Below are 22143 nucleotides of genomic sequence, written 5' to 3' on the forward strand. Positions count from 1 at the left end.
CAGGGCTCCGCTCCGAACCGACACGAGGGCGGCGATCCGACCTGTCCCCGACTACGCGTTTGTTGCCGCCTGTTTCAGAATCTGTGGCACAACCACAACTTCGAGTGCGGCGATTCCGAGTGCGACATAGCGTATCGTTCCTTCGAGCAAGAAGAGCGCGACAGCCGCAACGATCGTGGCGCTGACCAGTGGGAGACCGTATCGAACAATCGGATTCTCGAATGGGGAGGGCATACAGACTAGCCACTTGGGCGATATAGCTTATTTTTTCTGCATCTGCTATTGTGCGGGCAGGGGCGGAGAGGCGGCAGAGCACCGCCTCTGTCTCAATACCCTACTCAGTCGTCTGCAGGCGCAGCCCCGCCGGAGCCGATGCCCATTCCGGACCCTGAGACGGTGCCTTCGTTGGCGGCGACCCAGCGCAGGAGCAGGAACGCGAACACGTACTTTGCGAGGATGTCTAGCCCGGAGTAGCCCCACGAGGTGACGCCGACGCTCAGAAGGGCAACCCCCTCGGAACCCAGCGCCCAGAGAATCGGGTAGCCGAGCCACAGCACCACAGTGAGAAGCTTGAGCGTCCCGAATATCTCGCTTGTGCCGGCGGCTTCCGCGTCGGCTGGCCACTGGACGAGCAGGACGTACAGTACGGCGAGGAAGAACGCGCAACTGATGCCGTAAAACACCCAGCGCAGCAGGTGCGAGGAGGTAATGAGCGCGGCGGCGAGGCCGGTCACGCACATTCCGATGTCCATCGTGATCGCGGTGAACAGCGACGCGATATCGGTGTCAGCCAACAGGCCCAGCGCCAGGAGAATCATCGGTGTCGAGAACGTCCAGGTCAGGTACCGACCCCACGGCGACAGGACGTCCTGACCGGCGAGGGCGTGGCCCGGCGGCATCTGCAGAAACCCGACCGTTAGCCCGGACGCCAGGCCGGCGTAGCTGGAAATCGAGACCAGCGGCACCAGCATCGTCGCAACCCAGATGAGTTTTGCGCGGGGCGACTCTATGTCTCGACCCATTGCGACGAACAGGAGGATGGCGACGCCCGCCAGCGCGATGTTCACCCAGAGCGAGGAGTTCAGGAGGAAATTCGACTGTATCTCCTGAAGCACGTCTGACTGTGTCGCCTGAAGCACTGTCGTTGCAGTGGTACTGGCAGCTGTCATGTATGCTAACTACGAAGAGTACACTTAAAGACGCGTAGCCAAACGGTATCGGTATGGCCCATCGGATTCGGGTTTCGGAAGGGATAGGCCACGCACGGACACGGGGAGAGGACCGCCGAGCCAGACCGTCTCAGACCGCGCCTGGCCGCTCGTGGTGGACGCTGGGAGTCACTCCGGGAACAGTTCTTCTTCACGCTCGATGGCTTCGATACGCGCAATCTCGGCGTCGGTCAGTTCCAAGTCGGCAGCGGCGAGGTTGGCTTCGAGATGGGACCGGGAGGACGCCTTCGGAATCGTGACGACAGCTTCGTAGCTGGTCACCCAGGCGATGCTGACGGCGGCCGGCGACGCGTCGTGCTGGTCCGCGATGTCGACGATGGTCGGTTCCTCGAATACGCGACCGCCGGCCAGCGGTGCGTACGCGACCAGCGGATAGCCGTGTTTCTGGGCGTCAGCGAGGAGTGATTCCTGCCAGAACAGCGGATGGAACTCGACCTGATGTGCAGCAATCGCATCGAGGTGATCGCGCGCGATAGCCAGCTGGTCCGGGTCGAAGTTCGAGAGTCCGACGTGCTCGGTCAGTCCCGCCTCGCGCACGGCCTCGACGGCGGGCAGCGTTGTTCCCGGGTCATAGTCGCCACGTGGCCGGTGGACGTACAGTAAGTCGACGGCGTCGAGGCCGAGTCGGTCGAGGCTCGCTTCTGTCGCCGGGCGGACGGCAGTTGCCCCGAGTGCGTCGATCCAGAGCTTCGTCGCGACAGTCAGGTCGGCACGGTCGGTTTCGGCGGCGGCGATGCCCGCGCCGACAGTGCTCTCGTTGTCATATATCTGAGCAGTATCGAGATGACGGTAGCCACAGTCGACGGCTGTCCGAACGACCGCCTCGTCCTCGATACCCATCGTGCCGAGCCCGACTGGTGGGAGGTCCATGCTCCAGCGTTGGGACCCCCGTTAAAAACCAGTAGCGGCTCCGACAGGGGACATCCCCCCAGATGCGCCCCTCGGTCGGTTAGAAATCGGTCTGCTGCGTGACGGCCGCCGCGTGGTCAGCCCACTTTTCAACGGTGGGCGAACCCCAGTACTTTACTGCGCCGCTTCGCTCGTCGTAGTCGATGAGTCCGATCTGATGGAGCATCGGTAGGTGCTGCTCTTCGAGTTGGGCTCGGATAGTCGCGGGTGACGTGTCTGCTGCATCGACCGTGCTCGTGCCCCCCAGCTCCGAGATCGCCGATGCGAGCGCCCCAACGTCAGCGGCCGTCCGGTCACTGCTCGCAAAGTAGCGACAGACGGCGCGGCGCCGCCAATCAGCCAACACCTCGAACACGTCATCTACATCCGCCGTAGACAGCGTTCGCTCCGACGGCGTCATCCCACACCACTGGTCGCTCTGAGACCCTCCATTCCTTTGGTTACTCATTACCCACGTAAAATTAATAGCCCTACCCCATATTAACTCTGTACCTAGACGGCTAGGCACCCGTCGAATGCGCCGCCCTCGCTCGCTGACGGCCTCACCGCGGCTCAGGAGTCTATTTCAAACACGGCATCGATGAGATTCCGCTGCGCCCGCCGGAGGTGCTGATGAAGCGTCGGTGACGCGATACCGAGCCGCTCTGCCAGTTGCTCGGCGTTGGTGTCCCGGGGCCAGCCGTAGTAGCCCGTCAGGAAGGCCGTTCTGAGGACTTCTTCCTGGCGCTCAGTCAGGTGATTCCGAGGGTCTGTCTCGGCGTCAGGGATGTCGCTTGGCTGCTCACACTCCTGTTTTGCCGTCAGCGCGATGCCTGGCATCCGGTCAGAGACTGCGTCCTGTATCGCCCGGGAATCGGCATCCTGCGGGGCCTCGACAGTAATAGAGAGCGTCCCGTCATCGGCAACTATCGTCCGACAGCGGGCACCGACATCCAGCAGCAGTGATTGGACGGTTTCTGTCACCTGAAGTTCGACAACGGCGCTGGCCTCGTCTGAACGAACGACCCGCGAACCGAGGACCTCCGTATGCGAACAGAGATGCGCAGCGACTGCATCGGGCGGCCCCCCGTGTACGGAGAGATAGAGCAGATGTGTCGGCTTGGTCTCGACAGACTCAATGACTTCAAGCCGGCATCCGTACGCGTTCGCTGCCGAGACAAGCGGTATGTCAGGGCGTTCTGATTCGAATGTCAGCTCAAGCGCGGTGTCGTCAGACAGGAGTTGCCTATTATGGACCGCGGCAAGCGTGTACCCAACCATCTCACCGAGGACAGCGAAACTCTCGGCTATACGGCCACTGAATGCCGCCGGCTGGTCGGCGTACACGCAAAGAACGCCGTGGACGGTGTTCCCCTGAACCAGTGGAATCGCTGCGGCAGATTTGAATCCCTGTTCACGAGCGGCGGCCCCACACCGCTTGAATTCGGTCGGGTCACCACAGTCCTGTATCGTCTGGACGGCGCCTGTCACGAGGGCCGTTTCACACAGCGCTCGGTTGGTCCCGTCACCACCGATGAGGTCGTCGACACAAGCGCCATCGTCGCCGGCTACCGTTTTCGGGACGAGACTGTCGTTCGCGCCCGCTCGCTCGGCGATCCACGCTAGCTCACAGAGGTCGGATTCAACGACGCACTCACACACCGTCTTCGCGGTTTCGCGGCGGGTCGCGGCACCACCTAGCGCGTGAATGAGGTCCTGTATGACCATGTTGACCCCGTTGAGTGTCGCCAGTTCGTCGCGCTGGCGTTCGATTGCGTTCTGACGTTTCCGTTCGTCGGTGATGTCCTGATGGATTCCGACTGCTCTGATCGCCTCGCCGTCGTCGTTCCACTGGAACACCTTGCCGATGTCCCGGATCCACCGCCAGTCCCCGTCTTTGGTCTGCATTCGGAACTCGCACTGATACAGATCGGTCTCCCCGGCCTTCAGCTCCTCAAGCGCCTGTTCCGCTCGGTCGAGGTCGTCTGGATGGACGAGGTCGGCCCACGTCTCGTAGTGTGGCTCCAGTTCGTCTGTCGTGTAACCGAGCATTCCGGTCCATCGTTCGTCGAAGGTGACAGCGTTGGTTTTGGGGTTCCAGTCCCAGACGCCGAGTTCCGCGCCCTCGAGCGCGAAGTTCAATCGCTCCGTCATCTCCTGATACTCGCGCTCGCGGTCACAGCGTTCCGTGATGTCCCGAGCGACGCCGAGCAGCCCACTGTAGTTGCCGTTTTCGTCGTGAATCAGCGTGTGGTTGATTGACACCTTCCGTTCAGTACCGTCTTTCCGACGAAACGTCAGATCAGCAGTTGCGCTCTCCCGTTCAGGCGCTTCAAGCAGTGTTTCGACAGTCGCCTGCCCCGTCGAGAGTTCACCGGGGGCAAGCACTGTCGTGGCGTGTTCACCGCACAGTTCGGTCGGCTCGTACCCGAGGTTCGACGCAAACGACTCGTTACAGAAGTCGATGACACCGCGTTCGTCGAGCGTGTAGAGCCCGTCCTGTGCCCGCTTGACCATGAGATCCAGCAGCGCTGTGCGGGCATCACGCCGGGCAGTGTCAGTGATATCTCGCAGCAGGACGAGCGTAAGTCCGCCCGCAGCGGCCGGTAGTTCGTGCCCGCGTCGGAGGAGGTACTGATCGCGGTCGCTACCCGAAACCCGGATGGCAACCGGTTCAGTCGAGGTGCTCTGGAGCCGCTGTAACTGCCGACGGCCACTGGACGTATCGGGGAGTGCTGTCTGCATGGCGTCGTAGAAGCGTTCGACCTGGCGAGTGTCGTCGAGAGAGTCAACGAACACCGACACCGATTCGCTCGACCAGTGTACCGTTCCGTCATCTGCCAGCAGGACAGCGATTTCGTTCGCTTCAGCACGCGATTCGATTTCGGACAGCGCATCTCGGAACGCGGACTCGGTCCGGTCGGCTGACGCCGACACGACGCTGATAATCTTCTCCGCCAGCAGCAGCGGCTGTCCGTCCCCCTGTTTCGAGACGACTGTCGCCGCATCGTCGACGACAGCCGCGGCGCTATTCGTCGCAGTGGCGTCGGTGTAGAGGACGACCGGGTAGCGGTCATTCGACACCAGTGCGGCCGGGATATCGCCCAGTCCAGTCGGGTCCAAGACGAGACAGGAGACATCCGTCGACACGGCGGCTTCTAGCGCGGCATCTGTCGTTGCCACGCTCGTCACCGTTATATCAGCGTGGTGGTCCGCCAGTCCCTCGCGTATCTGCTCTCGTGCCGTTGCGTCGGAGTCGAGATACACAACTTCGATGTCTCGACTGGCAGCGTCGGCCTGTCTCGCTCCCGCAACCGCGACGTCGTCGAGGTCGTTTCCAATCATCACCCTGGTATGCTGTTCAACCACTTTACTGAGGGATAATAACTGTTCGGCGGCGACAGGTTTCACATGACAGCTACCCAACTGGATGGTGGCCATGGTAATTGAACGGCTGGGGATCGCACGCGGCTTCCGTTGTGGCCTATCGAACAGACATCGTTCGGGTCAATGGTGTACTGTGTTCGGCCACCACAGCCACCGTAGCTAGCATTTCGGCTACCAAATCCGGCGACACAGTATCAGTTGACACCGAACAGTCGTTCTCGAATGGTTTCGGCGACATCGGTGAGGTGGGCCTGTCCGAACGCCGCGACCAGCAGCGCCCCGAGCGAATTGAACATCGTATCCCGGACCGTGTCGTCGAGACCGTGTTGCGCCAGCGGCATCGTGACACCTGTTTCGGTGGCGACGATATCGAGCGCGAACTCGAACAGTTCCCAGATAACTCCGAACGAAAGGACGACGACGAAGATGTACACGAAAAAGACGCGCTTTGGGATGTGTATCGAATCGTTGTGGAGGTCGATGGTCCGGGCCGTCGTGTACCCGAATGCGGCGATGAGCGAGGCCGACATCGCGTGGGTGAGGTGGTCCCACCAGCCGATCTGACCGTAGAGTCCGGCCGAGCCGAGCGTATGCAGAAACACCGCGGTCGTGATCCAGAGGGCGAGCCACGGGTCAAGCGCGAGGTTGTAGTTCCGCCGCATCACTGCAGGGAGAAACGTCACCAGCAGACCGACACTACCGTTCGTAATCGGCTTTGGCCGACCGGCGACGATGCCGTAGGCGACCAGCGCAAGCAAGACGAGTTGCATTGCATGGGTGATCCGCCGCTGATTCCGAATCGACGGTCGGGGCAGCCTCATCGTCGCACCATCCGTCGGATGACGCGCCAGAGGCGGCGGTCCCGCCGTCTGAAGTAGCCATCGAACAACACACCCGCGACGAGGCCAGCGAGGGTGACGTACAGCCACTCGGTCATCAGCGCTTCGTTGGTCGTGAGATACGTCGTTCCGAGAAACCGGTCGGCGTTCCACCGGAACACCGTCCAGGCCGCCACGGCGGCGAGTGTTGTCAGGACGACGAGACAGACAGCGAACCAGTGTGTGACCTCCATCTCAGTGAACATGTGCAGTTCCGCGATAACGAGCAACGACAGCGCTGCCAGCGAGAGATACGTCGCAAAGGTTCCGACCGTGCCGCCGACGAGGCCCCGGACCAGGATCGGCAGACAGGCGAGAAAGAGTAGTTCCCACGGCAGCATGACGCGCCACTCGCGGAACGCCACCGGCGGCACGAGGACGACGAAGCCGACGACACCGACGAGTAGTATCCACTGGTAGTCGACATCAAGGGCGCTTTCGATGAACACAGCCGTGAGAATAGCGACGAGCAGCCACGCGATGAGTGCGTTTGTTCGCCCATCGCGGAAGAGCATCTCGAGCGTGTCGTCGAGGTCGATGTTCCCGAGGGTACCGTCGGGACGCTCGGACCCATCCGTCATTGCGTCCACGTGGGGTACGACAGCGAATAAACCCAGCGACGTGTTTATACCGCCGACAGACGCTTATACAGGTATATGATGCTGCCGACGCACGCGATAGCGGGGCTCGCCATTGCGACACCGCTGCTCGTCCTTGCGCCGGACCACGCCGCGGTCGCGCTCGCAGGCGGTCTCGTCGGTGGCGTTCTGCCCGATCTCGACCTGTACTCGGGCCATCGGCGGACGCTGCATTACCCCAGCGGGTACACGCTCGCGGCGCTCCCGAGTGCCGGTTTCGCCGCTATTCTCCAGACGCCACTCCTCGTCGCGGTCACTTTCGTCCTGCTGGCCGCTGCCCTCCACTGCCGGATGGACCGGTACGGCGGCGGCCTCGAACTCCGTCCGTGGGAAGCTACGTCCGAGCGCGCCGTGTACGACCACGTCCGCGGCCGATGGCGGTCGCCGAAGCGATGGATACTGTACGACGGGGCACCTGCAGACGTGGGGCTGATGGTACTCGTTGGCGCGCCGCTGTTCGTCGTTCTAGACGGACCGTTCCGCTGGGTCGTCGCCGTGGCCCTCCTCACCGGCGTGACCTATGGCCTCCTGCGCCGTCGACTGGCAGCCCTGGCACCGGTTGTGTTCGGCAACGTTCCCGAATCGATTGCGGCCCACGTCCCGGACCGCTACCGGCAATAGCGCTCGCCTGCCGCGCCGCTTCCTGATTTCCGTGATGCCTCCGTTATTTCGGCGCTGCTTCTCTCTGCCGTCCCACGAGAGCGTCTTCGGCAACGCCGCGTAGCGTCAACCACGTGTTGATACCCGCCCGCAGTGCGACGAGGTCAGTCGCCTCGACCGTGAGTTCGACTCGCTGTCCATCCCGGCCGAGCCGCGCTGTCGTCCGGTCGCCCTCGATATCGTCGATTTCGGGACGAATGCTCCGCTCGATAGCGCGAGCCCTGGCAGCGCTGTCGTACTCGGCGGTGAGGTGGGTCTGATGTGGTGCAGTCATACTGTTGGTGGGTATCGAATCGGTCGCAGGACTGCCCCAGAAAAGCCGCATGTAACGTGGCGCAGTCGACCGTTGGCTGTCGGCCGCGAACCGACCGCCTCAGTTGACGTTGATCTCTTTGACGTCTGGCGACCGCTCCTTCAGCAGGACGCGGTGTCCGCAGTACGGGCAGCGAACGCCGCCGTACTCGTCCAGCGTCACGTCGCGCTTACAGCGTGAACACTTGTAGCTCATAGTTGAGAGATAGGAGCGGAGGTCCTTTACTCCTCGTCTTCGGACAGTGCAGCCCGAATGGAGCGTCGAACGGTCTTGCCGCCGGGCGTCTCCGGCTTGTAGCTGCCGCCGGTGAATTTGTAATCACAGTACCCGCACTGCCAGATGCCCGTCCCCTGACGGTCGACGCGGTCCTCGCCGCAGTTCGGACAGGCGTGGTCCTCGTTCATCTCCGATTCAATCTCCGCGACGCGGCGTCGAGACACGCGACCGTAGCGAGCGCCGAAACGGCCCGAGCTACCGGTCTTTCCGCTCTTGCTAGCCATAGTGGTCTGTTGTCCGCCGAGCGGCCACATAAGGCCTTCGAGATGCGGTCCAGTCGGCCGACGGCCACAGGGATTAACACGCTCGGCCAGCAACGCCCGACCGACATGGACGAGATACTCGACGTCGTCGACCTCGTCGCGGACTCCGGATTCGAGGGTATCGTCACGTGGCTCGTGCGAATCGTCGGGCTCGTCGCGCTACTGGGCGGCCTCGGTCTGTGGCTGTTCACCGACATGGGACTGCTCGTCGTGCCAGCAGTGCTGCTACTCGTCGGTCTGGTCCTCCTCATTGCCCCCAGCGTCCTCCTGCTGGCCGCAGAGCTAGCCTAGAGCACTCAAGAGGGAGGCGAGCAAACCATCGGTCGATGGCAGCCAACGAACTCCGCAGTCGCATCCAGCGGGTCGCGCCAGCCACGAGCGGGCGGCTTACAGCATCGGAGTTCTTGCTCTCGGGTGCAGCGGCCGGGCTGGTCGGCTGGGGTGGTACGCAGGCGGTTGCGTGGTCGGACCACGCTACCGGCGCGCTGCTCGTCACGGTGCTGTGGGCCGTCCTGATCGGCGGCTTCGTCGGCCTGACCGTGCTTCACGCACCGGACTCCATCCGCTTCTCCGACGCGATGTTCGCCTGGGGAGCAGTCAACAGCACTGCGATGGCGCTGACCGTCGCTGGCCTCTTCAGTGTCGTCCCCGGACAACTGGCGTTCTGGCACGCGTGGGTCGGTGCGACAGCCGTTGGCTACTGCTGGACCGGCGGCGTCCTCGAAGGAGCCGGACAGCCCGTGCGCGGCCGCGGGTACCTCGGTGCCGGCGTTGTCGGACTCGGTCTGTTGGCCATCGGGGCGGTCGCGTTCCCGCTTGTCTCCTCGGCCGGCTACCTGGCGCTCGCCGCGCTCCATGCGCTCCCGATGCTTCTCGACGTCCGAACGGCGTTACCGGCTGCTCACCGGACTAGTGTCGTCGGTGTCGCGGTGGCCGCAGTGCTTGTTGCGGGCGTCGTGGTGGCGTGACCACAGGTGCTGCGGGTACTACTCCTGCAATTCGGCTTCTCTGAGTGCTTCGTTCAGGTCGGCCCGGACGTGTTCGCCGAGTTCACGGTCGCCGGCCGTCGTGACGACACGGTTCTCCTGAACGCTAGAGCCGTCGCGGATGAGCACCCGGACGTTGCCGTTGTCGTCGGCGCGGGTCGCCTTCGCCCGGACGCCCGTCGGCGAACTCGCGCCGCCGGCGTCGATGGGACCGGGGATGACCTTCTTGACGTGGGGGTGGCCGGCGACGGTCTGGATGACCCGCTGGCCCGACCGGCCGCCGATGAGCGTCGAGTGGCTCCCGCCGAGTTTCTCCGCCGGCGCGGCGTCGACCACCTCCAGCGCCGGTTCGCCCTGGCGGTCGATGACCCGCTGGACCGGGTCCTCACCCTCGACGCGGAAGAACTCGTAGTGCAACTGCGGGCGGACGGCGGCGATGACGTCGCGGTCGCCCGTGACGTACACCTCCTCGGGCCGCTTGCGCCGGACTTCGTCCGCGACGAGGCCGGCGAAGTTCCGCAGTTCGACGACGACGGCCTCGTCGCTGCCCTCGCCCTCCGGCGTCGTCGTCACCGTCCGCTGGCCGACGACAGCCCCGTCAAGCAGCGCTGTCACCGTCGCCCGCTCGCGGTCGAGTTCGAGGACGACGGCGTCCGTGTTGGCAGTGTGACAGACCAGGCAGTAATCGCCCGGTCGGTCGAGCGGCGTGGCACACTGCCGACAGTCCATAGCTGTGGCTACGGGTCCGCGCTGATAAGCGAGACGGTTCGGCAGTTTCCCGAGGCGCTGCGTCAGCCCTCGTCTTCGATGGTCGCCCCGGGCGGGTAGACCGTCGTAACGGTCGCGTCGTAGCCGGCGTCGGAGAGCCCGGTACCGAGCGCGAACACCGTCTCGCCGAGCATCGCCATGGCGGCGTCACCGCCGGCTTCGGCCACGTCGTCGATGACCGACTTGACCTCCGGCGTCAACAGGTCCGCCTCGCGGGAAAACTTCCGAGCGGCCTGCATGAACGCCGATAGTTTCGGCTCTTTGACGACGGTAGAGAGCGCGCGCTCGCCGGCAGCCGTCAGCGGCTCCGTGTCACCACCGACCACGTCCGCCGTCGATAGCTCGCCGAGCGTGAGATATTCGACGCGGCTGCGGGCCGGGATGGCGTCGAGGTAGTTGAACTGCGGCCCGCCGGGTTCGAGGCGAAGCGGCACGCCGCCCCGGGCCTGCGCGACAACGTCGCCGAGGCCCGAGCCGGACTGGACTTCCGCGCCGTGGGCGATGGTCACCAGTTCGTTGTACGACAGGCCGTGGCCGAAGGCAGCGTTGGCCGCTAGCGCAGTGCCGAGCGCCAGTCCGCCAGAGACGCCGAAGCCGGACCCGAGCGGAAGCGGCGTTTCGGCGGTGACAGTCGCCGTTGTTCGCAGGGCGTCAAGCACTCGCTCGACAGCCTCCACCGCAATCGGCTCGCCGTTCAGCGTTATCTCGGTTTCAGCCTCGCGGCTGACAGTAACAGAAACGCCATCAGACAGGGTTAGCCCCCCGCCGCGAGAGCCGGTCTCGATCGGATCGTCGCCCCGGTCGACGGTAAAAAAGCCCGTGATGTGGCCGGGCACGAACGCGTGTGCTTCGTCGCTCATTGCCTCCCCGTGGGTTCCGGCGGCGTTAAGGGTTGGTGGTCGCCTCGTCTGCCCCGTCCAGACGTTCAGGCCAGCCGACAGGCAGTTCTCCGACCCGTAGTTTGATGTGCGTTTACGGCGGATGACTGTGCAAACATGCCGACGATAAGCGCGCGACTCCCGAGCGAAGAGAAAGCCGAACTGGACGATGTCGCCGAGTTGCTCTCCGAGGACCGGTCGACCACGATTCGAAAGGCCCTCCGGGAGGGACTGGAGACGCTCCGACTCCGCGTCGCTGTCGAGCAGTACCAGTCCGGCGACGTGTCGGCGGCCGAAGCCGCACAGCTTGCGGACCTCTCCATCGCGGAGTGGCTCGACGTGGCCCGCGAGCGGAACCTGACGACACAGCTCGAACTCTCCGATCTGGAACTCGATGCCGACACAGCCGCGGAGCTATGACTCGCATCTACGTCGGGCCGACGTCGCTGTACTCGCTGGGGCAGGTTGGGGAGCTGTCGCTGCTTGACGCCTTTGACGGCGACATCGTCATCCCAGAGCCAGTCATCGGCGAGGTACAGGTCGAACCGACCGCGACGAACCTGACCGAATACCGCGAGAACGATATCGACACCGGCGTCGACGAGGACCACATCGACCAAGCCAGGTCTCTGCTCGGCGATTCCGAACTCGGAGCCGCTGTGACAGTGCTCGCTGGCGTGTTAGCTCACCGTACCAGCGACGACCGCTCCGCCGTGGCTGTCGTCTCTGAGGATCGCACCGTCCGCCGGATGGCGCAGGGCCTCGGCGCGGAAGTAACGAGCAGTTTCGGCGTCGTAGTCCGGGCCGCTATCGAGGACAAGTACCTCAAACCGTCCCAGGCAAAGCGAATCGTCAGGCGAATCGACCAGCACGGGATGCATTTGACTGGGGAGTTGCGGGAACGGGCCGTCGGCGAGGTCGCATAGCGCCAATTGAACACGCGCCGGCGTTAGCCCATCTGTGCTGGGGTAAGGGACTAATAAACACGGTCCGTACTCCTTGCCGTGTCAGAACAACCCGCGCCTCAGTTTCTCGTGGCCTCGGCCGCCGTCTGCGTGCTGGGCTGTCTCGTCGGAGCACTGCTCCCGGTTGTTGTCGGGTCATCAGCCGCGTTTACCGGCAGCGTGACTTCGAGCGGGCTTCTCGGACTCGTTTTCACCGTCCGAAACCTCCAACTGCTCCGCGTGACCGGCGAGCCGAGTTTACCACCGGCTGTCCTGACGACGATTTTTGGCGGCTGGTTCATGCTCGCCCCGCTGTTGTACACGGATGTCGGCTTTCTCGCCACTGCGGGAACACAGCTCGCCGGAACGGTCATCTCGACGTTCGGACTGTACGTCACAGTCGCCGGCCTAGCCGACGGGCCAGCGTAGCTAGCCGCGACAACTACTCGCCGGCCGCGGCGGCCAGTTCCGTGGTAACGGCATCGACAGCGCTCTCGATATCTGGATATCGACCCGTTCCGACGTCTTTGCACCCCTGTTTTCTATCGACCCGGACCGCGCTGGCGTCGAAAAGCTCGGGTCGAACGACGAGTTTGGCCGCGGCACAGACGCCGTCGTCGTCCGGAATCCGATACTCGACGATACCACCGTTGGCATCAGTCCGCTGCCACGGTTCCAGCGGGTCCGGCAGTGCAGCGACCAGTTCATCCGGGTCAGCGGCTGTCTCCGGTGACGGGTGGGACATACCGTAGTCAGGGCTGTGAGACGCAAACGTGTTACGCTGACCCTCTCGGTGCTTTGTTCAGACACCGTCATGATGCCATGCTCTCAGGACTTCGTCTATCCCTGTGGTCCCGTGTGGTTCTACTGTCGGTGCGTTGGGCTGACTCTGCCCCCAGTTCGGACGTTTTACGCCGATATCGGACGATTCGGACCCTGAGCCTGCCGCGGTTTCGACACCTATGTTCGGAGCTAGATGCATGGGTTTAACACTCCGGCTCCCAACTCTGAAGGTATGCAGGGTAATCTTCCGCCTGAAGCACAGGAGAAGCTCGAGGAACTGCAGGACCTTCAGCAGACAGCACAGCAGGTCGCTGCACAGAAACAGCAGGCCGAGACAGAGCTCCAGGAGTCCCAGACGGCGCTCGACGAGCTCGACGACATCGACGAGGACGCGACCATGTACCGCGAGGTCGGCGAACTCCTCGTGAAGACCGAGTTCGACGAGGCACAGGACGACCTCGAAGAGAAGGTTAACAGCCTCGAAGTCCGCGTGGAAACGCTCGAAAAGCAGGAAGAGCGTGTGCAAGAGCAGTTCGAAGACCTCCAGAGCGAGCTCCAGCAGATGCTCGGCGGCGCGGGCGGCGCGGGTCCGGCCGGCGGCCCCGGCGCTGGCGGCGCATAAGGCGATGCCGACAGACGATGAGGTCGTCGAGACGGCCTCGGCCGCCGCCGAAGACGTTGTCTTCTCTCGGTACGACGTCGGCGCAGTCGAGGACCTCGACGTGACTGTCACCTTCGAAGACAGCGTGCTGGACGTCGACGTGTACGTCAACGCGCCCGACAGTCGTCAGGACGAGGCACAGGTCGCGGACGACGCCGCCCTCGCCGCCCGGGCTGCCGTCGACGACCTGTTCGAAGAATAGGCACCCGCACCGGCGCGGGCAGTCACTCGGTGTTCTACCGACGCCGAGAACCGTCAGTCGTGGCCATCGAGGGCTGGGTCTCCGGTCCGGTCGCTCGCGAATCCGGTCCGAAACGCGATCCAGCCGAGCACTGAGACGAACAGTATCGGCGGGAGAATCATGAACCCCCACAGCGGGTCCAGCCCCCAGCCGAGCAACAGGGCCAGGTCGAACAGCCCGATAGCGAGAAACGGCGAGACAAACAGAAGGGCCCGCTTCCGGTTCATCTCGCCCGACGATTCTGACGCCGACGAGTCCTCGTCACCCGCAAGGAGGTCCGCTGTCGTGCGGTCACCAGTTCCGTCGTCAGCGTGGACGCTGGACTCGGCGGTGTCATCCATACACACCACTCAGAGGTCAGCAAGCAAAAAAACCGCGCTTGGTCAGTCGTCGGTGGAGAGCCGGCGAGTCAGGGGGAGGTACGCGTCACTGTCGTCGTCAGTTCACTGGTCGCCGTCCGAATCCGTCTCGCCAGTCGGCTCCTCATCAGCGTCATCCGCGTCACCGCTTTCGTTCGCAGTCGCATCGCTCTCCTCACTGGGAGTCAAGTCGCTGATCTGTTCGCCCAGATTCCCTGTGAGTTCACCGGCCTGCTTCTGGTCGATGAGCGTGTGGATCTCGCTGACGAAGTCAGGGACCTGTTCGGGAAGAGCCGATGGCGGGCCGCGCTGGTCGGCTGCCTGGCCGGCGTCAGCGGGCGGGCCGCGTCGGTCAGCCGCCTCGGCAGCGCCGCCCGATTCGTTCTCGTTTGCGGTCGTTGTTTCGTTCGCTGCCTGCTCCGTCGCGGTGTTCGCCTCTGCGTTGTCCGCGTGGGCATCGGCCTGTGCACCTGCTGCGCCGGGCAGTGCCGCCGCCGAGCCCGTGATAACGAGCACGGCGAGTAGGCCGCCGGCAATCGTAGTGAGTTTCATTGTGGTCGTTGCCTCCGCTTGGCTCTCTGGCCCAGTAGCATATGAAGGAGGGAAGCGGAAAACGCGGATTAAGCCGAATTTATCCGAATTGGGTTCTCTAACGTCCGTTTTAATTCGGTTTAATTCCGATTCGACGCCCGTTCACAGCTCAGTCACACTGTAGCCGGACTGCCGGATGAGATGGCTGGCATGCGCGCCGTGCTGCCGGTCCAGACGGCGAGCGAATCGTACACGGAACAGCTCCTGAAACCACCGGCGGGGTAGCTTTTCATACCCGCGAGCCCAACACTGGTCCATGGAACACGATGCCACGGTCGAAGGGGTCGGCGTCGGCGTCAGCGAGGAGGGGGGCGGCACGCCGGTCGTGCTGCTCCGGGCGCGTGAGGAGATCGTCCCAATCTTCGTCAGCAAGGACCAGGCCCAGTCGATGCAGCTGGCGATGGCCGGCGAGCCCTTCGAGCGCCCGCTCACCCACGATCTGCTGGTCGAGATGGTGACGGAATTCGGGGCTGCCATCGACCGCGTCCGTATCGACGACTTGGCCGACGGGACGTTCTACGGGAAAATCGACGCGGAGCAATACACCGACGACCGGCGGAAGGACATGGTGTTCGACGCCCGCCCATCGGACGCTATCGCAATTTCCCTGCGAGTAGATTGCCCAGTCGTAGTAACCGATGACGTTATCGACGAGGCCGGGCGACCGCCGGAGCAGTTCGATCAGGGCGGAAGCGACAGTGAGGATCTCGGCCTGTGAGGACGCGAAACCTTTCTGCGCCTGTCCGTCCTAAAAATGCGTGATGGGGTACGAATCGGTCATCTTCGACAACGACGGCGTGTTGCTGACGCTGACGGACATGGATGCACACTACGTCGGCGCGCGGCAGGCCTTCGAGGAACTGGGGGTGGTCTCGCCGTCGACAGCCCACGTCGAAGCGATGAGCATCGGCGTGACAGTTTCTGAACTCACTGACATCTGTACGGAGTACGATATCGACCCCGAGCGGTTCTTCCGGGCTCGTGACGAGGCCCTGACCGCGGTGCAGCAGGCGCTTATCCGGGCCGGCGAGAAACAGCCCTACGCCGACGTAGCCGAGCTTGACCGACTTGACTGCCCGCTGGGTGTGGTTTCCTCGAACCAGCGCGAGACCGTCGCCTTCGCCTTCGAGCATTTCGATATCGGCCACTATTTCGACACCGTCTGGGCGCGCGAGCCGACAGTCGAGAGCCTTCGGCGGAAGAAACCCCGGCCGTACTACATCGAGCGGGCGATGGCGGACCTCGATGTCAGTGACGCCCTGTTCGTCGGCGACAACGCATCCGACATCGAGGCGGCACACCGGGCCGGCATCGACTCGGCGTTCATCCGTCGACCCCACAGGGTCGACACGCAATTCGACGTGACCCCAGACTACGATGTGTCCGGCCTCGAAGACGTAGTTCGAATCGCCGGTCGACGTAGCGGGAGCGACTGAGCCGTATCCGGACCCAACAGATACACAGTCGCCGCATTCTGGTACGTATACTGAAAGCAACCTTTCCCATGGCAAGTGCCGTGAAACGGTATGGAGAAGCCGGTCGGTGGAACGGATGAAGACGAACAAGCGGCACCTGACACACCGGCACAGCAGTCCCCCCCTGTGCTGTTGGAGACGCTCGCCGCGCGAATGCCCGAGCCAGTGATCGTCGTCGCCGCGGACGGGGAGATACGGACCGGGAACGATCACCTCTGTGCGCTCCTTGACTCCGACCCGTCGGACGTGTTTGGAAGCCAGATAGCTGCGTTCTTCCCAGCTCTGCGTGACGCTGACCTCGGGACCCACTGCAGTGAGTCACCGGGAACACCGCTGACGTCGTCGTGTACTGCCGGCGACACGGAACGGTGGGTCGAAATCGCCTTCGAGCCCCAGCAGTGGGACGGCGAGGAACTGTATCTGGGTATTGTTCACGATGTCACCGAGCGCCACGAGCGGACGGAGATGCTCGAGCAGTACGAGCGCATCGTCGAGACCATCGAGGACGGCATCTACACGCTCGACGAGTCGTTCACGATGCAGACGGTCAACAGCGCCGTCGAATCGATGACTGGCTACGACAAAGACACGCTGGTCGGGTCGAACGCGACGCTGCTGGCGGACGAATCCGTCATCGAGGAGGCCGCGGAGATGTCGCGACAGTTCATCGAGGGCGAACGCGACGTGGGGACGCTGACGACGGACCTCCGGACCGCCGACGGCGAGACGCTCCCGATAGAGACCAAGTTCACCACATACGACCGCAAGGACGGGAGCTACCGGCAGGTCGGTGTCGTCCGCGACATATCGGACCGGAAGCGGTTCGAGGAGACGCTCGCAGCGCTACATGAGTCGACCCGGAAGTTGCTACACACGGAAACGAAGACGGCTGTGGCCGAACAGATACTCGACACCGCCGTCGACGTGTTGGAGTTGCCCGACGTAGAGATCTACCTGTTCGACCGGAGTGACAACACCCTCCGAAGCGTCGGCGACGTCGAGACGGATCGAAGCGCGTCTGTCGGACCGGGCGAGAGCACGGTGTGGGACGTGTTCGTACAAGACAGCCCAGTCGAAGTCGCCCCCGGCGACTCCATCGACCTCGGGGCGGGACCAGTAACGGCGGACGCGAAGCGACTCTGTCTCCCGCTCGAAGACCACGGCGTGTTTTACATCGAACTGGGTGAGCAACACAGCGACGCCAGAACGCGCGAGATGGTAGACCTGCTCGCCGCCAGCGCGGAAGCCGCACTCGCACGCGTCGACCGCGAGACGACGCTCCGAGAACGCGAGGCTGAACGCCGCGAACAGAACCGCGAACTGCGGCGGCTCAAGCAGGTCAACGCGATCATTCGACGGATCGATCAGGTACTCGTCGAAGCGGAGACCACCGAGGAGATCGAACAAGCCGTGTGTGACCAGTTGGCCGACTCACAGTGGTTCTCTTTCGCCTGGCTCGGCCGGCAGGATGCGACGGAACTCGTCCCCCGGGCGTGGGCGGGCGACACCGCGAGCTATCTGGACGCCATCTCGCTGTCACTCGAACGCGGCGGCGGACCGCCGGCCGTTCAGACCGCACAGTCCGAAACGATGACTGTTGTCCCGTCAGTGGCCGACAACCTCCGGGGCGACCACTGGCGGACTGAGGCGCTCTCTCGCGAATTCCAGTCGGCGCTCAGTATCCCGCTTGAGTACGACGACTTCGTCTACGGCGTCCTGACGGTGTACGCCGACCAGGAAGACGGGTTCGATGAGATGCTCCAAGAGGTGTTCGCCGAACTCGGTGAGACAATCGCGAATGCGATACGGGAAATCGAATCCCGGCAGCGACGGGCCGGCGACGGCACTGTCGAACTCGAACTATCGCTGTCTGCTCCGCAGTCGTTCCTGACCCAGCTCGCGGACCGGCTCGGCGTCTCTGTCGTCTGCGAAGGCGCCGTACAGCGAGGCGACGGTGCACTCCGTCTCTTCCTCGCTGTCTCGGACTGTGACCCGGTTGTTGTCGAGGAACAGCTGCTATCGATGGCTCGTGTCGACACCGCGCGAGCGATCTCTACCGACCAGCTGGACGGGCTTTACGAGGTTGTCGTGACTGGCCAGACCGTCGCAGGGACGCTACTGGAGCAGGGCGGGCGGTTGAAATCGATCCGAACATCGACGGGCGGACTCACGGTGACAGTTGTCGTTTCGGGTGAGACTGACATCCGGCAGTTTGTCGAACAGTTCGACGAGCGCTACGCCAACGTCGCGCTGATTGCGCGCCGTGACGGCGCAGAGTCTGACAGTCAACAGGACGGGACAGTCCGGTCGGCGCTGGAAGAGCAACTCACAGACAGACAGTTTGAAGTCCTCCAGACGGCGTACCTGAGTGGCTTTTTCGACTGGCCCCGAGAGACGACCGGGCAGGAAATCGCGGCCAGTCTGGACGTGTCACAGCCGACGGTCAACCGGCACCTCCGCGTCAGCGAGCGAAAGCTGCTCGAACTCGTGTTCGGCGATAGCTGACGCCGTCGCTATACTATTAGTGGTCAGTCAACCGAGCTGTATCTGTATAGCCACAATCACCTTTTCAATCACTCATCAAACCACAAACAGCGACGAACAATGTCCCAGGCAAAACTGGTCTACAGACCGACACCCAACGAACCGCTGAGCGAAACCATCGTCCACGCCGTGGCTGACACGCTGGGTGTCGACCCCGTCGACCTCGATGATCGAATCAGTGACTGTATCGATCCAGATGCGCTGGACCGGCTGTTCCGCCCAGACACGGATGGGGCACCGAGTCCTGACGGCCTGGTCGTGTTCAGTATGGCCAACTGCCGCATCGAAGTTGAGGGGAACCGCTCAGTGCTGGTGACACCGTCCCGTGACGTTTCGGCCGCAACCGGACTCGAAGCGTAACTTGACCCCACGGCTGTTCTCCTGACACTCTCTATCGTGAGTGGTCCCGCCGACAGGTGGGTTATTATTACCTTATTTTCCTCTCTGAGTTGTATATCGCCGCTACGTTTCAGTAAGTAGATATTTCTTTTCCGGTAGCAATTGAAAAACTGGTACGTAACCTGGAGTAAAATCGGTCAAATACTTTGTTAATAGTATACTACCAGCAGGCTAGGCGTCAGTACCACTATAGGCTCAACTTCGCCTTTCGGATGTATGGACGTCGGACACCAACTGATCGAAACCGGCTCGCAGTCGGGTAAGAACGCCAAGGCAGTGACCGTTCAATCCGAGGCAGTAGAGACAGCAAAACCTCAGTTAATCAGACATTATTCCACCGACTGTGCCGGAATAGAGGCTGCAAGCGTTGGAGGGCAGTCACGATGAGCGTTGAGTCTCCGTCGGTTGATGCACAGAGCCTTCTCGAAGAGGTTCGGACGACCAGCCTCCCGGACCGGGTTGCAGAACTGGCAGACGAGTACGAGCGGGTCTGTGGCGAGCGTGATCGGTTCCTCTGGCAGTGGATCTACTCGCTGTTCCCCGAGTTTACCCTCTCCTCCGTCCATCCGGCCCACGCAGACCACGTCCGGACACAGAAGACGATTCTCACGATGTACGTCACGATTCTGGACGATATCGTCGAGAACGACGGAGACCGAGACACCTTCGAAGAGGCCCGACGGCTTGTTCAGGACCCGTCAGCCGTTGACCCGAGCCGTGCGGCAGTAAGTGAAGACTATTTCTCCTTTATCGAGCGCGTCTGGCGGGAGTTCGAGGGGGGACTGACCGACGCGCCGCGCGTCAACGAGTTCTACGACGTGTTCACGTACGATATGCGACAGACGCTGAACGCGATGGACTACAGCGCAGTCGTCAACGAGAACCCCCGGATTGCGAACCTCAGCGGGGCAGAAACTTATGGGGCACATAACATGGTAATGTTCCCCTACGCGGCTGTTGACCTCATGTATTCGCCGGATTTCGAACTCGCTGACTACGGCACCGTTCGGGACCTCATCTGGGACCTACAGGAGATGGCCCGAATCGGCAACTGGCTCACGACATGGGAACGAGAGGTCAAAGAAGGGGACTACACTGCGGGAATCGTCGTGTTGGCCCTTCAGGAGGGATTCGTCACGCCCGAGGAACTCGAAAACCCTGACGGGAAAGCCGAACTCATCGACAAAATCAAAGCCGAACAGTTCGAGGCCCGGTTCCGGGACCGGTGGGCCGACATCTACCAGTCCGTTCGCGACCGCGAGTTCGACACCGAGAGCGTGGACCTCGATGCGCTGGTTCGGGGCATGGAAACAGTGTTCCAGTACCACGAGGCCAGCCGCGGACACAAGTAACGACCGTTCGTGTCGTGGTCCCGGGAGGGGACCCGTTCTGCGTAAATCAGTTACTCAGTCGTCGGCGACGAGCGTTTCTTCGTCGTCGGCGACGAGGCGGTCCATCGCGTCCACCATCGCGCGCACGGACGCCCGGGTGATGTCCGAGTCGCTGGCAGAGACGACAACGTGATCGTCACCGCGTGACATCTCGATTTCGACAGTGACGAGTGCGTCTGTCCCGCCCGTGATAGCGTCGACGTGATAGTCTTCGAGTGTCGCGTCGGCAGTGTGGGACAACGCCACTTCGGCGGCGTTCATCGCGGCGTCGACCGGTCCAGAGCCGACCGCTGCCTCCTTGCGTTCCTCGCCGTCGACCGACAGTCGGACGCTTGCGGTCGGCGTATCGGAGCCGGAGACGGCGGTCAGGCCGAGCAGTTCGACCCGGCGGTCGCGTGCGTCGCCGGTCACCTCGTCGGCGATGGTCAGCAGGTCGGCGTCGGTGACTCGCTTGCCGCGGTCGCCGATTTCCTTGACGCGACTGACGATCTCCGAGAGCTGGTCTTCGGTGACCTCGACATCGTGTTCGTCGAGGGCCGCCTCGACACCGGCCCGGCCCGCGTGCTTGCCGAGCGCGAGGCGGCGCTCGCGCCCCACCTTCTCGGGTGGGTACGGCTCGTACATCGAGTCGTCCTTGAGCGTGCCGTCGGTGTGGATGCCGGACTCGTGGGTGAAGGCGTTCTCGCCGACGACCGCCTTGTTCGGAGCCAGCGGGATGCCGGTCCGGTTGGCGATGAGCTGGGCGAGGTCGTACACCTCGGTGAGGTCCATCGACTCGACGCCGTAGCCGTGGTCGAGCGCGATGGCGACCTCTTCGAGGGCGACGTTGCCGGCACGCTCGCCAATGCCGTTTATCGTCCCATGGACGAGGTCCGCGCCCGCCGCGATAGACACCAAGGCGTTGGTCACCGCCAGCCCCAGGTCATCGTGGGTGTGGGTGCTGACCGGACCCAGATCCGAGAGCCGAGAGACGCATTCAAGCGCGCGGTCCGGCGTCGCGTGGCCGACGGTGTCGGCCCAGCAGATGCGGTCCGCACCGGCCTCGGTGGCCGCTCCGAGCAGTTCTTCGAGGTAGTCTAGGTCGGCCCGCGAGCCGTCCTCGCCGATGACCTCAACCCAGAGCCCGTGATCGACAGCGTACTCCACCAGTTCGACGGTGTTGTCGACGTTCTCGGTCTTCGAGGTGCCGACCTTCTGTTCTACGTGCTTGTCGCTGGCCGGAACGACGAGGTTGATGCCGTCGACACCACAGTCGAGCGCGAGGTCGATATCGTTCTGGATCCCACGACAGAAGCTGGTGACAGTACTGTCGAGGTCAAGTCCCGCGACGCGGGAAATCGTCTCGCGTTCGCCGGGGCCAGTACAGGCGCTCCCGGCTTCGATGACATCGATACGCGCCGCATCGAGCGAGCGGGCGATGTCGGCCTTGTCGTCCGGCGTCAGCGAGACGCCGGGGGCCTGCTCACCGTCGCGCAGTGTCGTGTCGAGAAACTGTACCTCACCGACATCTGAGAGCGCACGCATCGCTGGGTGCCCCTCGAACAGTGTGTTCTGACTCACAGAAGATGCTCCATCACGCGCCACGAATTTC

The 22143-nt window shown here is 63.2% G+C and carries 29 protein-coding genes; 13 read left to right on the forward strand and 16 right to left on the reverse strand.

Translation table 11 applies throughout. The features are described 5' to 3' along the window. Positions 1-51 precede the first annotated feature (51 nt). The 7 genes from DVK01_RS01830 to DVK01_RS01860 all read right to left on the reverse strand — a co-directional run bounded on the left by DVK01_RS01830 (position 52) and on the right by DVK01_RS01860 (position 6963). Positions 52-234, reverse strand: coding sequence for a hypothetical protein (locus DVK01_RS01830; RefSeq protein ID WP_101350629.1), 183 nt, complete (start codon positions 232-234; stop codon positions 52-54). Between the two features lie 104 nt (positions 235-338). Beyond that, a complete protein-coding gene (gene hop, locus DVK01_RS01835) occupies positions 339-1169 on the reverse strand; it encodes a halorhodopsin (RefSeq protein ID WP_101350630.1) in 831 nt (276 codons plus the stop codon). Between the two features lie 168 nt (positions 1170-1337). After that, positions 1338-2099, reverse strand: a complete 762-nt coding sequence (locus DVK01_RS01840) for an aldo/keto reductase (protein ID WP_101350631.1) — start codon at positions 2097-2099, stop codon at positions 1338-1340. 79 nt (positions 2100-2178) lie between these two features. Continuing rightward, positions 2179-2586 (reverse strand): ArsR family transcriptional regulator, encoded by a 408-nt coding sequence (locus DVK01_RS01845; RefSeq protein WP_232794472.1) that lies wholly within the window; start codon positions 2584-2586, stop codon positions 2179-2181. A gap of 104 nt (positions 2587-2690) precedes the next feature. Further along, on the reverse strand, positions 2691-5462 hold the full coding sequence (locus DVK01_RS01850; protein WP_121536136.1) for a PAS domain S-box protein: 2772 nt from the start codon (positions 5460-5462) through the stop codon (positions 2691-2693). 236 nt (positions 5463-5698) lie between these two features. Beyond that, complete coding sequence (locus DVK01_RS01855; RefSeq protein ID WP_121536138.1) at positions 5699-6304, reverse strand: hypothetical protein; 606 nt, start codon at positions 6302-6304, stop codon at positions 5699-5701. A gap of 17 nt (positions 6305-6321) precedes the next feature. Beyond that, a complete protein-coding gene (locus DVK01_RS01860; RefSeq protein WP_101350634.1) occupies positions 6322-6963 on the reverse strand; it encodes a hypothetical protein in 642 nt (213 codons plus the stop codon). A gap of 75 nt (positions 6964-7038) precedes the next feature. Here DVK01_RS01860 and DVK01_RS01865 point away from each other — a divergent pair, with 75 nt between their 5' ends. Beyond that, positions 7039-7641, forward strand: coding sequence for a metal-dependent hydrolase (locus DVK01_RS01865; RefSeq protein WP_101350635.1), 603 nt, complete (start codon positions 7039-7041; stop codon positions 7639-7641). Positions 7642-7684: 43 nt separating this feature from the next. On the opposite strand, the gene DVK01_RS01870 is transcribed toward DVK01_RS01865, so the two are convergent. The 3 genes from DVK01_RS01870 to DVK01_RS01880 all read right to left on the reverse strand — a co-directional run bounded on the left by DVK01_RS01870 (position 7685) and on the right by DVK01_RS01880 (position 8523). Next, positions 7685-7954: a KEOPS complex subunit Pcc1 gene (locus DVK01_RS01870; RefSeq protein WP_101350636.1), complete on the reverse strand. Its 270-nt coding sequence runs from the start codon at positions 7952-7954 to the stop codon at positions 7685-7687. Between the two features lie 99 nt (positions 7955-8053). Then, positions 8054-8188 (reverse strand): DNA-directed RNA polymerase subunit P, encoded by a 135-nt coding sequence (locus tag DVK01_RS01875; protein WP_004517024.1) that lies wholly within the window; start codon positions 8186-8188, stop codon positions 8054-8056. A gap of 26 nt (positions 8189-8214) precedes the next feature. Next, positions 8215-8523: a 50S ribosomal protein L37ae gene (locus DVK01_RS01880; RefSeq protein WP_053967600.1), complete on the reverse strand. Its 309-nt coding sequence runs from the start codon at positions 8521-8523 to the stop codon at positions 8215-8217. Here DVK01_RS01880 and DVK01_RS01885 point away from each other — a divergent pair. Together DVK01_RS01885 and DVK01_RS01890 are read left to right on the forward strand one after the other, a co-directional pair. Further along, a complete protein-coding gene (locus DVK01_RS01885) occupies positions 8503-8823 on the forward strand; it encodes a hypothetical protein (RefSeq protein ID WP_232794557.1) in 321 nt (106 codons plus the stop codon). The two genes, DVK01_RS01880 and DVK01_RS01885, sit on opposite strands and share 21 nt — an antisense overlap. Positions 8824-8858: 35 nt before the next feature. Then, positions 8859-9500, forward strand: a complete 642-nt coding sequence (locus tag DVK01_RS01890) for a hypothetical protein (protein WP_101350637.1) — start codon at positions 8859-8861, stop codon at positions 9498-9500. An 18-nt stretch (positions 9501-9518) separates the two neighbouring features. On the opposite strand, the gene DVK01_RS01895 is transcribed toward DVK01_RS01890, so the two are convergent. Together DVK01_RS01895 and DVK01_RS01900 are read right to left on the reverse strand one after the other, a co-directional pair. Beyond that, complete coding sequence (locus DVK01_RS01895) at positions 9519-10247, reverse strand: DUF2103 domain-containing protein (RefSeq protein ID WP_121535197.1); 729 nt, start codon at positions 10245-10247, stop codon at positions 9519-9521. 62 nt (positions 10248-10309) lie between these two features. Further along, a complete protein-coding gene (locus DVK01_RS01900; RefSeq protein WP_121535198.1) occupies positions 10310-11146 on the reverse strand; it encodes a pantoate kinase in 837 nt (278 codons plus the stop codon). Between the two features lie 135 nt (positions 11147-11281). Between DVK01_RS01900 and DVK01_RS01905 the strand changes: the two genes are divergently transcribed. From DVK01_RS01905 to DVK01_RS01915, 3 genes are all read left to right on the forward strand, one after another. Further along, entirely contained in the window at positions 11282-11584 is a 303-nt protein-coding gene (locus DVK01_RS01905) for a UPF0175 family protein (protein ID WP_004957605.1), read from the forward strand. Further along, complete coding sequence (locus tag DVK01_RS01910; protein ID WP_121535199.1) at positions 11581-12090, forward strand: hypothetical protein; 510 nt, start codon at positions 11581-11583, stop codon at positions 12088-12090. Before DVK01_RS01905 ends, DVK01_RS01910 begins: the two co-directional genes overlap by 4 nt. Before the next feature lie 129 nt (positions 12091-12219). Next, the gene (locus DVK01_RS01915; RefSeq protein ID WP_101351463.1) at positions 12220-12537 is read left to right on the forward strand and encodes a hypothetical protein; all 318 of its coding nucleotides are present in this window, start codon (positions 12220-12222) and stop codon (positions 12535-12537) included. A 13-nt stretch (positions 12538-12550) separates the two neighbouring features. Here the strand turns inward: DVK01_RS01915 and DVK01_RS01920 are convergent, their stop codons facing one another. Then, a complete protein-coding gene (locus DVK01_RS01920; RefSeq protein ID WP_101350641.1) occupies positions 12551-12853 on the reverse strand; it encodes a hypothetical protein in 303 nt (100 codons plus the stop codon). Between the two features lie 270 nt (positions 12854-13123). On the opposite strand from DVK01_RS01920, the gene DVK01_RS01925 reads away from it, so the two are divergent. Next, a complete protein-coding gene (locus DVK01_RS01925; RefSeq protein ID WP_053967593.1) occupies positions 13124-13513 on the forward strand; it encodes a prefoldin subunit beta in 390 nt (129 codons plus the stop codon). 4 nt (positions 13514-13517) lie between these two features. Beyond that, the gene (locus DVK01_RS01930) at positions 13518-13754 is read left to right on the forward strand and encodes a DUF3194 domain-containing protein (protein ID WP_101350642.1); all 237 of its coding nucleotides are present in this window, start codon (positions 13518-13520) and stop codon (positions 13752-13754) included. A 53-nt stretch (positions 13755-13807) separates the two neighbouring features. Here DVK01_RS01930 and DVK01_RS01935 read toward each other — a convergent pair whose 3' ends face one another. Then, complete coding sequence (locus tag DVK01_RS01935; RefSeq protein ID WP_101350643.1) at positions 13808-14134, reverse strand: hypothetical protein; 327 nt, start codon at positions 14132-14134, stop codon at positions 13808-13810. Positions 14135-14236: 102 nt separating this feature from the next. Continuing rightward, positions 14237-14704: a hypothetical protein gene (locus tag DVK01_RS01940; RefSeq protein WP_101350644.1), complete on the reverse strand. Its 468-nt coding sequence runs from the start codon at positions 14702-14704 to the stop codon at positions 14237-14239. Positions 14705-14999: 295 nt separating this feature from the next. Here DVK01_RS01940 and DVK01_RS01945 point away from each other — a divergent pair, with 295 nt between their 5' ends. The 5 genes from DVK01_RS01945 to DVK01_RS01965 all read left to right on the forward strand — a co-directional run bounded on the left by DVK01_RS01945 (position 15000) and on the right by DVK01_RS01965 (position 20513). Further along, a complete protein-coding gene (locus DVK01_RS01945) occupies positions 15000-15461 on the forward strand; it encodes a bifunctional nuclease family protein (protein ID WP_101350645.1) in 462 nt (153 codons plus the stop codon). Between the two features lie 43 nt (positions 15462-15504). Continuing rightward, positions 15505-16179 (forward strand): HAD family hydrolase, encoded by a 675-nt coding sequence (locus DVK01_RS01950; protein ID WP_101350646.1) that lies wholly within the window; start codon positions 15505-15507, stop codon positions 16177-16179. Between the two features lie 90 nt (positions 16180-16269). Then, entirely contained in the window at positions 16270-18723 is a 2454-nt protein-coding gene (locus DVK01_RS01955) for a bacterio-opsin activator domain-containing protein (RefSeq protein ID WP_121535200.1), read from the forward strand. 99 nt (positions 18724-18822) lie between these two features. Beyond that, positions 18823-19122 (forward strand): HalOD1 output domain-containing protein, encoded by a 300-nt coding sequence (locus tag DVK01_RS01960; RefSeq protein ID WP_101350648.1) that lies wholly within the window; start codon positions 18823-18825, stop codon positions 19120-19122. A gap of 422 nt (positions 19123-19544) precedes the next feature. After that, positions 19545-20513, forward strand: a complete 969-nt coding sequence (locus tag DVK01_RS01965; protein ID WP_121511660.1) for a terpene synthase family protein — start codon at positions 19545-19547, stop codon at positions 20511-20513. Positions 20514-20567: 54 nt separating this feature from the next. Here the strand turns inward: DVK01_RS01965 and DVK01_RS01970 are convergent, their stop codons facing one another. Then, the gene (locus DVK01_RS01970) at positions 20568-22076 is read right to left on the reverse strand and encodes a (R)-citramalate synthase (RefSeq protein ID WP_101351464.1); all 1509 of its coding nucleotides are present in this window, start codon (positions 22074-22076) and stop codon (positions 20568-20570) included. Between the last annotated feature and the right edge of the window lie 67 nt (positions 22077-22143).

Origin of the sequence: Haloarcula sp. Atlit-120R (assembly GCF_003665885.1) — an archaeon.
Classification (GTDB): domain Archaea; phylum Halobacteriota; class Halobacteria; order Halobacteriales; family Haloarculaceae; genus Haloarcula; species Haloarcula taiwanensis.